Genomic DNA, 13,327 nt, shown 5'->3' on the forward strand with positions numbered 1-13,327 from the left:
CGGACGCTCTTCCCGCCAGGCCTGCCCGGCTTTGGCCTGCCTGGAGTGCCCGTAAGGGCCCCATGTCAAATCGAGCCGGACCCGAGCGTTGAACTCACCCGCTCCGAACGTAGGACTCTCGCCCCGCGAACGTAGGACTCTCGCACCCTCAACGTTCGACACACCCGACCTGAACGTTCGACACGCCCGACCTGAACGTTCGACACGCCCGACCTGAACGTTCGACACGCCCGACCTGAACGTTCGACACGCGCGTTCTGAGCGTTCGACACGCGTGTTCTGGAGGTAGGACACGCGCGTTCTGGAGGTAGGACACGCGGGGTTAGTCCTGTTCTACGCCCAGGTAGAAGGCGATCAGGCGCAGCAGGTGTTCGGTGTCCACCGGCTTGGTCACGTAGTCCGTCGCCCCCGAAGCCAGCGACTTCTCCCGATCACCCTTCATCGCCTTCGCCGTCACCGCGATCACCGGCAGGTCCGCGTACCGCGACATCGCCCGGATCGCGGCCATCGTCGCGTTGCCGTCCAACTCCGGCATCATGATGTCCATCAACACCAGCGTCACGTCGTCGTACTGCTCCAACGCCCGCACACCGGTGATCCCGTTGTCCGCGTAGATCACCTGCAACCCGTGCAGCTCCAGCACGCTCGTCAACGCGAACACGTTCCGCAGGTCGTCGTCGACGATCAGCACCTTCTCGCCGTGGAACCGCATCGGCGCGGGCGGCAGCTCGGACGGCGCGACCAGCGACTGCGTGGCGTGGTCGGCGGGCGTCAGCAGCTCCGGGACGACCTCCGGCTCCACCGCGACCGGCGGCATGAGGCTCTGCTCGCCCAACGGCAGGTACAGCGTGAACGTCGACCCGACGCCCGGCTCGGACCGCACGTCCAGCCGACCGTCGAGCAACGTCGCCAGCTCCCGGCTGATCGACAACCCCAGCCCGGTGCCGCCGTACTTCCGCGACGTCGTGCCGTCCGCCTGCTGGAACGCCTCGAAGATCACCGACAGCTTGTCCGACGGGATGCCGATGCCGGTGTCCTGCACGTCGAACGCGACCGAGCCCTCGACCACCCGGATTCGCAGCTTGATCTCGCCGTCGTGGGTGAACTTGACCGCGTTCGACAGCAGGTTCCGCAGGATCTGCTGCAACCGGTGCTCGTCGGTGTGCAGGGTGGACGGCACGTCCGGCTCCACCACGACCTCGAACGCCAGCCCCTTCTCGGCGGCCAGCGGCGAGGTCATCGCCTCGACGTACGCCACCACGTCGGACACGTGCACCGGGTCCGTCTGCACCTGCATGTGACCGGCCTCGACCTTGGTCAGGTCGAGGATGTCGTCGATCAGCTGCAGCAGGTCCGTGCCCGACGAGTGGATCGTCTTGGCGAACTCCACCTGCTTCGGGTTCAGGTTCCCGTCCAGGTTGTCCGCCAGCAGCTTCGCCAGGATCAGCAGGCTGTTCAACGGCGTCCGCAGCTCGTGCGACATGTTCGCCATGAACTCCGACTTGTACTTCGACGCCGACGACAGCTGCCGCGCCCGCGCCTCCAGCTCCACCGAACCGGCCCGCAGCTCCTCGGTCAGCCGCTGCGACTCCACCAGCAGGCTGTCCGTCCGCGCGTTCGCGAGCATCGTGTTCAGGTTGACGCCGATGTTCTCCTTGAGCTGGTCCAACAGGTCCAGGTGCACCTCGGTGAAGTCGCCGAACGACCCCAGCTCGATCACGCCGAGCGTCTCGCCCTGGAACACGATCGGCAGTATCACCAGGTTCGCCGGCGGCGCCGACCCGAGCCCGGAACCGATCTCGATGTACCCCGGCGGCACGTCGGTGACCAGCACCGTCTTCTTCTCCACCGCGACCTGCCCGATCAACGACTCGCCGCGCATGAACCGCGTGGGCCGCCCGCCGCGCGGCGTGTAGCCGTAGGACGCGGTCAGGTCGAGGGCGTTCGACTCCGGGTCGACCAGGAAGAACGCGCCGTGCTGCGCCGACACCAGCGGCGTCAGCTCGCTGATCACCAGCGACGCCATGGCGTTGAGGTCACGGTGCCCCTGCATCTGGCCGGACAACCTCGCCAGGTTCGTCTTCAGCCAGTCCTGCTCCTGGTTGGCGCGGGTGGACGCCCTCAGGTTGCCGATCATCCGGTTGATGTTGTCCTTGAGGTCGGCGACCTCGCCGGAGGCGTCGACGGTGATCTGCCGGGTCAGGTCGCCCGCGGTCACCGCCGTCGCCACGACCGCGATCGCGCGCACCTGCCGGGTCAGGTTCCCGGCCAGCTCGTTGACGTTCTCGGTCAGCCGCTTCCAGGTGCCCGAGACGCCTTCCACCTCGGCCTGGCCGCCGAGCTTGCCCTCGGTGCCGACCTCCCTGGCCACGCGGGTGACCTCCTGGGCGAACGAGGACAGCTGGTCGACCATCGTGTTGATGGTGGTCTTCAGCTCCAGGATCTCGCCGCGCGCGTCGACGTCGATCTTCTTCGACAGGTCGCCCAACGCCACCGCGGTGGTCACCTGGGCGATGTTGCGGACCTGCGACGTCAGGTTGTTCGCCATGAAGTTGACGTTCTCAGTGAGGTCCTTCCACGTGCCCGCCACGTTCGGCACGCGGGCCTGACCACCGAGGATCCCTTCGGTGCCGACCTCGCGCGACACGCGGGTGACCTCGTCGGCGAACGCGCGCAGCGTGTCGACCATGCCGTTGATGGTGTCCGCCAGCGCCGCGACCTCGCCCTTGGCCTCGACCGCGATCTTCTTGGACAGGTCGCCGCCCGCGACCGCCGTCGCCACCGCCGCGATGGACCTGACCTGCGTCGACAGGTTGTCGGCCATCACGTTGACGTTGTCCGTGAGGTCCTTCCACGTCCCGGCGACCCCCGGCACCCTGGCCTGCCCGCCCAGCCGCCCGTCAGTACCGACTTCCCTTGCCACTCGTGTGACTTCATCTGCGAACGAGGACAGCTGGTCGACCATCGTGTTGATGGTCGACTTCAGCTCCAGGATCTCGCCGCGCGCGTCGACCGTGATCTTCTGGGAGAGGTCGCCACCGGCGACCGCCGTCGTGACCTGCGCGATCGACCGCACCTGCGCGGTCAGGTTGTTGGCCATGAAGTTGACGGAGTCGGTCAGGTCGCGCCACGTCCCGGCGACTCCGGGCACTTGCGCCTGACCTCCCAGCCGCCCGTCAGTGCCGACTTCCCTTGCCACCCGGGTGACTTCGTCGGCGAACGAGGACAGCTGGTCGACCATCGTGTTGATGGTGTCCTTCAGCTCCAGGATCTCGCCCCGCGCGTTGACCGTGATCTTCTGCGACAGGTCACCGCGCGCCACCGCCGTGGCGACCTGCGCGATGTTCCGGACCTGTGACGTGAGGTTTCCGGCCATGAAGTTCACGGAGTCGGTCAGGTCGCGCCACGTCCCGGCGACTCCGGGCACTTGGGCCTGACCACCCAACCTCCCGTCGCTGCCGACCTCGCGCGCGACCCGGGTGACCTCGGCCGCGAACGACGACAACTGGTCGACCATCGTGTTGATCGTGGTCTTGAGCTGCAGGATCTCGCCCCGCGCGTCGACGTCGATCTTCTGCGACAGGTCACCTTGGGCGACCGCCGTCGTGACCTGTGCGATGTTCCGGACCTGTGACGTGAGGTTTCCGGCCATGAAGTTCACGGAGTCCGTCAGGTCGCGCCACGTCCCCGCCACCCCGGGCACTTGCGCCTGACCGCCCAGCCGACCGTCGGTGCCGACTTCCCTTGCCACGCGTGTGACTTCGTCGGCGAACGACGACAGCTGGTCCACCATCGTGTTGATGGTCGACTTCAGCTCCAGGATCTCGCCGCGCGCGTCGACCGTGATCTTCTGCGACAGGTCGCCCTGTGCCACCGCCGTGGCGACCTGCGCGATGTTCCGGACCTGCGACGTCAGGTTGTTCGCCATGAAGTTCACGTTGTCGGTCAGGTCGCGCCACGTCCCGGCGACTCCGGGCACCTGGGCCTGACCACCCAGCCGCCCGTCGGTGCCGACTTCCCGCGCCACGCGTGTGACTTCGTCGGCGAACGAGGACAACTGGTCGACCATCGTGTTGACGGTGTCCTTCAGCTCCAGCATCTCTCCCGCCACCGTCACGGTGATCTTCTGCGACAGGTCGCCCTGCGCCACCGCCGTGGCCACCTGCGCGATGTCGCGGACCTGCTTGGTCAGGTTGTCGGACATGAAGTTGACCGAGTCGGTCAGGTCCTTCCACGTGCCCGCCACCCCGGGCACGACCGCCACCCCGCCCAGCCGGCCGTCCGTGCCGATCTCGCGCGCCACCCGGGTGACCTCGCCCGCGAACGTCCGCAGCGTGGCCGTCATCGAGTTGAAGCTCTCCACCAGCGCGGCGACCTCGCCGCGGGCGTCCACCACGATCTCCTGCGACAGGTCGCCCTCGGCGACCGCGGCGAGCACGCGGCTCAGCTCGGCGGTCGGCTTGGTCAGGTCGTCGATCAGGCCGTTCACCGAGTCCGCCGCCGTCGCCCAGCCGCCGGTCGAGGTGCTCGGGGCCAGCCGCTCGCCCAGCCTGCCCTCCTGGCCGACGGACTGCCGCACGCGCACCAGCTCGCCGACGAGCCACTGGTTGCGCTCCGCGATCTCGTTGAAGACCTCGGCCAGCTCCGCTGTCACCCCGTCGCGTGGCACGACGAGACGACGGCGGAAGTTGCCGTCCTTCATCTCACGCATCGCGGTCAGCAGTCGGGACAGGGTCACGTCCGTGTCGTCCTGGGCGGTCGTCACACGAGCCTCCGATGTCAGCGGAACTGCGCCAAGCCTGCCACTGTTGGAGGCAACTTGTCCGATAGGTTGGGTCGACCCGACACACAGGAGCCGTGATGGCCCAGGGCTACCGGCAAGGCGCCGACACGGGCCTCGACCTCGACGCGTGGCGTCGTGTGGTCGACGGCTTCCACGAGGCCGTCGTCGTGCTGGACCCGGAGGGTGTCGTCCGGTTGGCCAACCCTCTCGCAGCCGTGCTGTTCCCGCAGGCCAGGACGGGCTCGGTGCTGCCCGACGACGTCGCCGACGGCACCGGTCGCGGCCGGCGGCACGATCTCGGCGGTGGCTGGGCCGCGCTGTACCGGAGCGTGGACGACTTCCTGGACGACGTCGCGCGCCGCATGGCGTCGCTCACGCTCCGTGCCGACGCGTTGCGTGCCGTGGTGGAGCTGGCACCCGCCGAACACGCCGTCGTGGTGCTGCCCGGTGTCCGCGGGCGTCTCGAATGGTGGCGGCGGACGGCCGCCGGTGACGTGGCCGTGGCCCGCACCACACGTCAGGTCGCCGGCACCGCGCCCGGCTTCACCGCCGTGCTGGAACGGCTGGTCGAGCACGCCGAGCTGACCGAGCTGGGCGACGGCCCGTGGGGCGCGTCCGGGGTGGCCGTGGCCGTGCCGCTGACCGAGGGCGGCGCGCTGGTCTGCTTCGGCGGCACGTGGCACGTCGAGCTGCTCAAGCGGTACGCGGCACGGGCCGCCGCGGCGGTCGAGGCGAGCACCAGGTTCAGCGACCAGCAGCAGACCGTGGAGGCGCTGCGGGCGAACCTGCTGCCCACGCCCCTGCCCGACGTCCCGGGTGTCCGCCTGGCCAGCGTGTACGAGCCGGCGCACCGGCGGGTGCTGGTCGGCGGCGACTTCTACGACGTGCACCCGCGGGAGGACGGCAGCGCGGCGTTCGTGCTGGGCGACGTGGCGGGCAACGGGCTGGAGGCCGCGGTGCACAGCAGCCGGGTGCGGCAGAGCCTGCACACCCTGCTCGTGGTCGAGCAACGGCCGGCGCAGCTGTTGTACCTGCTCAACGCCGCTCTGCGGGCGGCGGGCAGCCGCCTGTTCACGACGCTCGTCGTCGGCACGATGATGCCCGTGCAGGCCGGTGGGCTGCGGCTGACCCTGGCCGCCGGCGGCCACCCCGCGCCTCTCGTGCTGCGCGCGGACGGTCGGGTGGACGAGGTGGCCGTGCACGGCGGGATCGTCGGCGTGCTGCCGGAGGTGCGGTTCAACCAGACGACCGTCACCCTCGCGCCGGGGGAGACGTTGCTGCTCTACAGCGACGGGTTGACCGAGGCGCGCAAGCACGACGACCGGCAGGAGCTGTTCGGCGACGCGCGGCTGAGGGCGGCGTTGGCGGACTGCGCGGGGCTGTCGGCCGACGCGGTGTCCGACCACCTGCGCCGGGTCGTGTTCGACTGGCTCGGGTCGGCGGAGCACGACGACCTGACCCTGCTGGTGCTGCAAGCCGCGTCCTGAGGGTGTCGCCGCCGTGACGGCGGGCCGGAGCACGAGCGGGTCAGCGGGCCGGCGCACGGCGCGGTCGCTGGTTCGGAACTCGGCGCGGTCGGGGGCTCGGAGCATGGCGCGGTCGGTGGTTCGGAATTCGCAGCGGGCGGTGGTTCGGAGCACGAGCGGCCAGCGGGTCGGACGCCGTTGATCCGTAGGATCCGGTGGTGTGAAGCCACCTCTCGCCGAGGTCGCGCGGGCGCACCGCCGGCTGCTCGACGCGATCGCCGACCTGACCGACGACCAGGTCGCGGCGCCGTCGTCGCTGCCGGGCTGGACGCGGGGGCACGTGCTGGCCCACCTCTCCGACGCCGCACGCGCCCGCGCCCGGGTGATCGAGCACTGGTCGCGCGGCGAGCAGGTCGCGCTGTGGGAGCCGGGTGAACGGGACGCGATCATCGAGGCCACCGCGTCCCGGAGCGCGGCCGAGCACCGTGCCGCCACCGCGGAGCAGTCCGAACGCCTGGACCGGGCGTGGGCGGGCATCGCGGACTGGTCGGCGCCGGTCGACCCCGCCGTGGCCGACCCGATCCCGCCCGTGTTCACCCGCTGGCGCGAGGTGTGGATCCACCTGTTGGACCTCGACCTCGGCGTCCGGCCGGGGGAGTGGGGCGCGGACTTCGCCGTGCACACGATCGGCGTGCTGCGGCCCCGGCTGCCCGAGGGCGTGGCCCTGCGGGCGACCGACGTGCCCAGGACGTGGGGCACGGGCACGGAGGTGGTCGGCGGCGTGCGCGACCTCGCCGCGTGGCTCGCCGGCCGCGTGCCCGACGAGCTGCCCGCCTCCGCCGCGCCGCTGCCGGAACTCGGCCCGTGGCCGTCGTACCCGGCGCGCCGTCAGGACTTGCCGGACTGATCCGGTGCTCACAGCGCCGCCCGCAAGGCCAGCCCGGCGCCGACGGTCAGCACGAGGGTCGCGGTGATCACGGGCAGGGCGGTGAAGCGGTCGCGCAGTCGCTCGACGGCGGCCAGGCGGTCCCGGAGGCGCACCAGGACCAGGCCGACGGCGGTCAGCGTGGCGGCCATGCCGAGGCCGTAGCCGAGGACGAGGAGCACGCCGAACCAGGTCCGCCCCAACGCCACCGCGCCGAGCAGCACGACCAGCGCCGACGGGCTCGGCACCAGGCCACCGGCCACACCCATGCCGATGAGCCCGGTCCGCCCGACACCGCGCCCCTGCCCATGCCCGTGCCCGACCCCGTGCCCTCGACCGTGCCCGTCCCCATGCCCGTGGCCGTGGCCTCGACTGTTCGCATCCCCGTCCCGGTGTGCATGTCCGTGCGCGACGAGCGCCGGCCGGCGGCGTTGCCGCAGCGAGGTCCGCAGCAAGGCGACACCGATCGCCGCCACCAGCAGGCCGCTCACCAGCCCAAGCCACCGCAGCACCGCGTCACCGGCCACCGCACTGGTCGCGCTGATCAGCAGCCCCAACGCCAACACCCCGGCCGTGTGCGTCAACGTCACCGTCGCACCCACCACCAGGGCGTCACGCGGCGTACCCGCCCGCCCCGCCAGGTAAGCCGCGATCATGGTCTTCCCGTGCCCCGGCAGCGCCGCGTGCCCCGCGCCCAGCACCAACGACAGCAGCACCGCCAGCACACCGACCAACGGCGTCAGGTCCCGCACGCCGACGAACGACGTGAACGCCCGCGTGGCCGTGCCCAGCAGCGACGACCCGCCCACCGCCGTGCCCGCCACCGGCGCGGACGAGCCCGCGCCGACCTCCAGCACCACCGAACGCACGTCCAACGGGTCCGACAGCAGGTCGTCCGGGTACTGCCGCAGCTCACCCGTCACGCTCACCGCGGGCACCGGCGGGTCGAGCAGCGCGACGCCGTCGCCCACCGCCGTCATCTCCCGCCAGCCGACGCGGTCGTCCCGGTACCCGGCCCGCACCGCCACCGTCGACCCGGACGCGCCCGCCTCCACCACGCAGGTCAGCCGGGTGGTCGGCAGGCCCGCGTCACCGGCCGGGAACTCGACCGCGCTCGACCGCACCTCGACCGGCACGGCCCGGCCGTCCACCTCGACCGACGTCGCCCGCGACAGGGCGGCGCACTCACGTGAGGCGTAGTCGGCGACTTCCGCGGGCCGCTCCTGCAACGTGGGGATCTCGGCGGTGTCCACCACCGCCCGCACGGTCACCCGGTCCGGGTGCACGGTGATCCCGTGGTAGTGGTTGACCGTGAAGTTGCCCAACGGGTGCGCCGCCGCCTGAGCCGGGAACAGCAGCAATCCCAACAGCAACACCGACCCGAAGACCTTCACCGCAGGCCGTCCAACGCGGCACGCGCACGCGGTGCGTCCACGAACGAGAAGTGCGGGTTGATCCGCAACGCCTCGTCCAGCACGCCCGCCGCCTCGGCGCCACGTCCCAGCGCGGCCAGGATCACGCCCCGGTGGTACAGGAACGCGGCGTTGTGCCACCCGGCCGACACGGCGCGGTCGGCGAACGCCAGCGCCTCATCGTGCCGACCGCTCAGGTGCAGCGCCCAGGCCAGCGCGTCGGCCACCAGCACGTGATGCCGCCGTCCCCACTCGGCCTCCGCCAGCCGCAACGCCGACGCCGCGTCACCCCGGTCCGCCGCCACCACCGACGCCGCCAAGTCGTCCGGCGCCAACGCGAACTGCCGCTCCAGCACGGCGAACTGCGGCGACGGGTCACGGCCCGCCGCACGCAGCATGATGGCGTGCTCGTGCACGAGTTGCGGCAACGGCGTGCGCTGCACCAGCTCCGAGTACAGCCGCAGCGCCTCGTCCACCGCACCGCGCGCGAACGACACCTTCGCCTTGCCCTGCGCCAGCATCACGTCCCGAGGGTCGACCGCCAGCCCTTGCTCGTACTGCGACAGCGCCTCGTCCAGGTCGCCGTTGTCGAACGCCAGCTCGCCCAACCGGTAGCGGCAGAACACGACGTCCGGTGCGGCCGCCGCCGCGTCCAACGCCCGCTCCAACGCCTCGCGCCCGCCCGCCACGTCCCCGCGTTGCTCCAGGTCGTAGGCGGCCCGCGTGAACGACGGGACGCCGGGCTCCAAGTCCAGCATCCGCTGCACCGCCGCGGTGGCCTCGGCGGGCATCCCGAGCTGCGTCAACGAGTCCGCCAGCACCCCGTACACCTCGGCGGTGTCCGGCAGCACGGCCTGTGCCCGTGCCGCGTGGTCACGGGCCGTGGTGAAGTCGTGCCGCGCGTTCGCCAACGCGCCCAACCCGATCGACGCGAACCCGTTGCGCTCCGGCTGGTGCCGCAACGACGTGTCCAGCGCGCCCTGCGCCTTCTCGTAGTACGACGGGTCGCCGGTGATCCGCGCCTGCTCGACGTAGGCCGAGCCCAGGGCGGCCCACGCGCCCGCGTCCGTCGGGGTGCGGCGCAGCTTGTCCTGCAACGCCGAGACGGTCCGGTGCGCGGCGACCTCCACCACCGCGCCCGCCGGTTGCGCCGGAGCCTCCGAGGTGGGCAGTGAGGTCACGGCCGTGACGAGCAGGGCGATCCCGCCGACGACGGCGGTGACGGCGACGAGCCGGAGCATGGCGGCCTCCAAGGAGATGCCCCCTTGGAGGGAGGGGAGACCCTCCAAGGGGGACGCGGACTACTCGGTCGGGGAGTCCTGCTGGGCGCGGTGGCGCAGGACCCAGCCGCCGGCGCCGATCAGCAGGATGGCGAGTAGCCCGCTCAACAGGGGCGCGGTCGGCATGCCGCCACCCGCTGTCGGCTTGATCGCGACCTCCGCGCCGCCCGCGTTGACCGCGGTGTTGTTCGGCAGGGCCACGTACGGGAACTGCTTCTCGAACGCGTTCTCGTTCGCGTCGACCTTGTCGCCGGCGGCCAGCGCCTCGACCACGCCGTTCACCGCCGCGCCCTCCAGCGCCTGCAACCCGATGTCCAGCACGTCGTCGGACAGCCTGCGCCCGTTCGGGAAGCCCTGGTTGTCCTGGGCCAGCACGCCCAGGCGGTTCGGGTCGGCCGCCGGCGCGACGGACATGTTGAGCCGGAGCTGCTCGGACGGCACGAACTTCCGCTTGTCCACGTCGGCGTTGATCACCTGCGAGTTCAGGTCGGCCTTGATCGGACCGCCGAGCTTCGTCGTGATGCCGGTCAGGAAGATCTCCACCAGGTCGTCGCGCCTGCCCTTCGGCGCGGGGACCTGGTAGATCGCCTCCACCAGCGTGGGCAGCTCCGGGTTCGTGACCCGGTCCACCAGCTCCTTGACCTTGCCGTCCTGGTCGGGCGTGAGCGAGTTGAACTTGTCCTTCAGCCCCGCGGGCACCACCACCTCGTTGACCAGCGGGTTCCCCAGCCGGGACACCTGTACCCAGTCGCCGTGCGCGCGGTAGCGGCCGGGGCTCAGCTCCATCGAGCGGCGCTCGGTGTCACCCCACACCCCGATCACCGGGTTGCGCTTGGCGTCGCCCTTCAACGCCAGCCACGCCTTCGGCACCTGCAACGCGATGGTGTTGGCGTTGAAGCCGCGCAGCGTGTCCTGCCCGACCTCGGACAGGTCCGCGCCGTAGAGCAGGTCGAACACCCGCAGGTCGAGGAAGAACGAGTCGTCCGCCTGCCCGACGTAGGCCTTCGCGCCGCCCTGGATCGCGGTGACGGCCTGGTCGCGCAACGCGCGGTAGTCCGGCATCGACTTCGGCCCGGTGTTGGACGGCGCGACCCTGCCCTTGGTCACCAGCTTCGTGGACGCGCCCCGCTGGTCCACGAGTTCGAGGGTGTAGGTCTGCCGGAACAGCAGGTTCTCGTCGTCCAGCGACGTCACCGCGCCGTTGTTGTACAGGAACGTCGACTTGCCGCGCCGGTCGTCGTTCTGGAACGTGAAGCGGTAGGTGATGTCCGCGCGGGCGTCGCCGTCGTTGTCGACGTTCAGGTCGTAGCGCGCGTCGGTGGCGAACGGGTAGAAGTTCGGGCCGCCGTTCGGCTCCTGGAACGGCGAGAAGTTGGCGATCAGCGTCACCGTGTCCGGGTGGTCGGGGCTGACGAACGCGTAGACGTCGGTGTTGTCGACCGCCGGGTCGCCCGCGATCAGCGGCGCCTCGCGGTGGCTCGACGCGCCCGCACCGGACGCGCCGAGCAGACCGGTGGCCAGGGCCGTGGCGCCGACCGCGGCCAACGCGGCGACCGCCTTGGCGGCGCGGCGGCTGGTGAGCGGTGTGGACATGCTCGATCCCTTCATCGGATGCGCGAGCTGACATGAGGCAATTCGGCTCGCGGGCACGTCCGGTTCAGAAGGTAGGGGGTCGAGGGCTTCCGGTGAGTGGAAGATCCCGTTGACCCGCTTCGGGCGCGCTCCCTAGCGTTCGCCTGCGTCAGCCCGGGTCCGACCGGGTTCGACCCGGGGCCACACCGAGGTCGGGCCGGGGTTCGACCGGGTCCCACCGGGTTCCACCGGGGTTCGCCGCACGAGGAAGTCTGCCCGCGCTCGCCGCACCGGATCGCCGGTTCCGGCCGCGCACGACCGGAGGTCGGATTGGCCACCATCGCGCCCCTCTCGGAGGCCGTCGCACACGTCGTGCGCGACGGCGACACCGTCGCCTTCGAGGGGTTCACGCACCTGATCCCGTTCGCCGCCGGGCACGAGGTGATCCGGCAGGGCAGGCGCGACCTGACCCTGGTCCGGATGACGCCCGACGTGCTGTACGACCAGCTCATCGGCGCGGGCTGCGCGCGCAAGCTGGTGTTCTCCTGGGGTGGCAACCCCGGCGTCGGCTCGCTGCACCGGTTCCGCGACGCCGTGCAGAACGGCTGGCCGCGGCCGCTGGAGCTGGAGGAGCACAGCCACGCGGGCATGGCCAACCGGTACGTCGCCGCGGCGTCCGGGCTGCCGTTCGCCGTGCTGCGCGGCTACACCGGCACCGACCTGCCCGCCCAGACGGCCAACATCGCGTCGGTGACGTGCCCGTTCACCGGCGAGGTGCTGACCGCCGTCGCCGCGCTGGAGCTGGACGCCGCCGTCGTGCACGCCCAGCGCGCCGACCGGCACGGCAACGTGCAGCTCTGGGGCATCACGGGCGTGCAGAAGGAGGCGGTGCTGGCCGCGACCCGCTCGCTGGTCACCGTCGAGGAGGTCGTGGACGAGCTGGAGCCGCGGCCGGGCGCGGTGGTGCTGCCGTCCTGGGTGGTGGACTACGTCGCCGAGGCGCCCGGCGGCGCGCACCCGTCCTACGCGCACGACTACTCGGTGCGGGACAACGACTTCTACGTGGCGTGGGACGAGATCAGCCGGGACCGGGACAGGTTCGCGCAGTGGTTGGAGGGCGTGGCGTGAACTACTCGTCCGACGAGATGATGACGGTCGCGGCGGCACGGGCGCTGCGTGACGGCGCGGTGTGCTTCGTCGGCATCGGCCTGCCCAGCACCGCGGCCAACCTCGCCCGCCGCACGCACGCGGAGAACCTCGTGCTGGTCTACGAGTCCGGCACGATCGGCGCGAAACCGGACCGGCTGCCGCTGTCGATCGGCGACGGGGTGCTGGCCGACACGGCGGTCAGCGTGGTCGGCGTGCCGGAGATCTTCAACTACTGGCTGCAACCGGGCCGGATCGACGTCGGCTTCCTCGGCGCGGCCCAGCTGGACCGGTTCGGCAACATCAACACGACCGTGATCGGCGGCGACTACCGCCACCCCGGCGTCCGGCTGCCCGGCGCGGGCGGCGCGCCCGAGATCGCCGCGTCGTGCCGCGAGGTCGTGGTGGTGGTGCGGCAGACCAAGCGGGCGTTCGTGGAGCGGGTCGACTTCGTCACCTCGTTCGGCTTCGGGTCCGGGCCGGGCGAGCGGGAGGAACTGGGCCTGAGGGGCGCCGGACCGCAGCTGGTGATCACCGACCTCGGCGTGCTGCGGCCCGACCCGGACACCCGCGAGCTGGTGCTGACCGCGTTGCACCCCGGCGTCGACGTGGCGACCGTCCGCGAGCGCACCGGCTGGGACCTGCGGGTCGCCGACGACCTGGGCGTCGGCGAGCCGCCCACGGACCGCGAACTCACCGTGCTGCGCGAGCTGACCCGCTAGACCGTTCCCCCTCGGCACGAC

The 13,327-nt window shown here is 71.4% G+C and carries 8 protein-coding genes; 4 read left to right on the plus strand and 4 right to left on the minus strand.

Translation table 11 applies throughout. The features are described 5' to 3' along the window. Positions 1–322: 322 nt before the first annotated feature. Positions 323–4,765 carry a hybrid sensor histidine kinase/response regulator gene (locus ADK67_RS13460; RefSeq protein ID WP_053716759.1) on the minus strand — a complete coding sequence of 1,481 codons (4,443 nt, stop codon included), beginning with the start codon at positions 4,763–4,765 and terminating at the stop codon, positions 323–325. Positions 4,766–4,860: 95 nt separating this feature from the next. On the opposite strand from ADK67_RS13460, the gene ADK67_RS13465 reads away from it, so the two are divergent. Together ADK67_RS13465 and ADK67_RS13470 are read left to right on the plus strand one after the other, a co-directional pair. Beyond that, a complete protein-coding gene (locus ADK67_RS13465) occupies positions 4,861–6,270 on the plus strand; it encodes a PP2C family protein-serine/threonine phosphatase (RefSeq protein ID WP_053716760.1) in 1,410 nt (469 codons plus the stop codon). Between the two features lie 199 nt (positions 6,271–6,469). Continuing rightward, positions 6,470–7,156 carry a maleylpyruvate isomerase family mycothiol-dependent enzyme gene (locus tag ADK67_RS13470; protein ID WP_063797593.1) on the plus strand — a complete coding sequence of 229 codons (687 nt, stop codon included), beginning with the start codon at positions 6,470–6,472 and terminating at the stop codon, positions 7,154–7,156. Positions 7,157–7,164: 8 nt separating this feature from the next. On the opposite strand, the gene ADK67_RS13475 is transcribed toward ADK67_RS13470, so the two are convergent. Genes ADK67_RS13475 through ADK67_RS13485 form a run of 3 tightly spaced genes read right to left on the minus strand, consistent with a single transcriptional unit; the run spans position 7,165 to position 11,459 of the window. Further along, positions 7,165–8,550, minus strand: coding sequence for a nickel/cobalt transporter (locus tag ADK67_RS13475; RefSeq protein WP_157620258.1), 1,386 nt, complete (start codon positions 8,548–8,550; stop codon positions 7,165–7,167). A 14-nt stretch (positions 8,551–8,564) separates the two neighbouring features. Further along, positions 8,565–9,827 (minus strand): tetratricopeptide repeat protein, encoded by a 1,263-nt coding sequence (locus ADK67_RS13480; protein WP_053716762.1) that lies wholly within the window; start codon positions 9,825–9,827, stop codon positions 8,565–8,567. Positions 9,828–9,887: 60 nt separating this feature from the next. Then, positions 9,888–11,459, minus strand: a complete 1,572-nt coding sequence (locus ADK67_RS13485; RefSeq protein WP_053716763.1) for a DUF4331 domain-containing protein — start codon at positions 11,457–11,459, stop codon at positions 9,888–9,890. A 309-nt stretch (positions 11,460–11,768) separates the two neighbouring features. On the opposite strand from ADK67_RS13485, the gene ADK67_RS13490 reads away from it, so the two are divergent. Beyond that, positions 11,769–12,566: a CoA transferase subunit A gene (locus ADK67_RS13490; protein WP_053716764.1), complete on the plus strand. Its 798-nt coding sequence runs from the start codon at positions 11,769–11,771 to the stop codon at positions 12,564–12,566. 17 nt (positions 12,567–12,583) lie between these two features. Further along, a complete protein-coding gene (locus ADK67_RS13495) occupies positions 12,584–13,306 on the plus strand; it encodes a CoA-transferase subunit beta (protein ID WP_053716912.1) in 723 nt (240 codons plus the stop codon). Positions 13,307–13,327 lie beyond the last annotated feature (21 nt).

The organism is Saccharothrix sp. NRRL B-16348 (genome assembly GCF_001280085.1).
Classification (GTDB): Bacteria; Actinomycetota; Actinomycetes; order Mycobacteriales; family Pseudonocardiaceae; genus Actinosynnema.

Excerpts from the sequence above, each read along its gene's own strand:
- ADK67_RS13465 (WP_053716760.1), top strand. The coding sequence starts at position 4,861 with ATGGCCCAGGGCTACCGGCAAGGCGCCGACACGGGCCTCGACCTCGAC.
- ADK67_RS13480 (WP_053716762.1), bottom strand. The coding sequence starts at position 9,827 with ATGCTCCGGCTCGTCGCCGTCACCGCCGTCGTCGGCGGGATCGCCCTG.
- ADK67_RS13485 (WP_053716763.1), bottom strand. The coding sequence starts at position 11,459 with ATGTCCACACCGCTCACCAGCCGCCGCGCCGCCAAGGCGGTCGCCGCG.
- ADK67_RS13495 (WP_053716912.1), top strand. The coding sequence starts at position 12,584 with ATGATGACGGTCGCGGCGGCACGGGCGCTGCGTGACGGCGCGGTGTGC.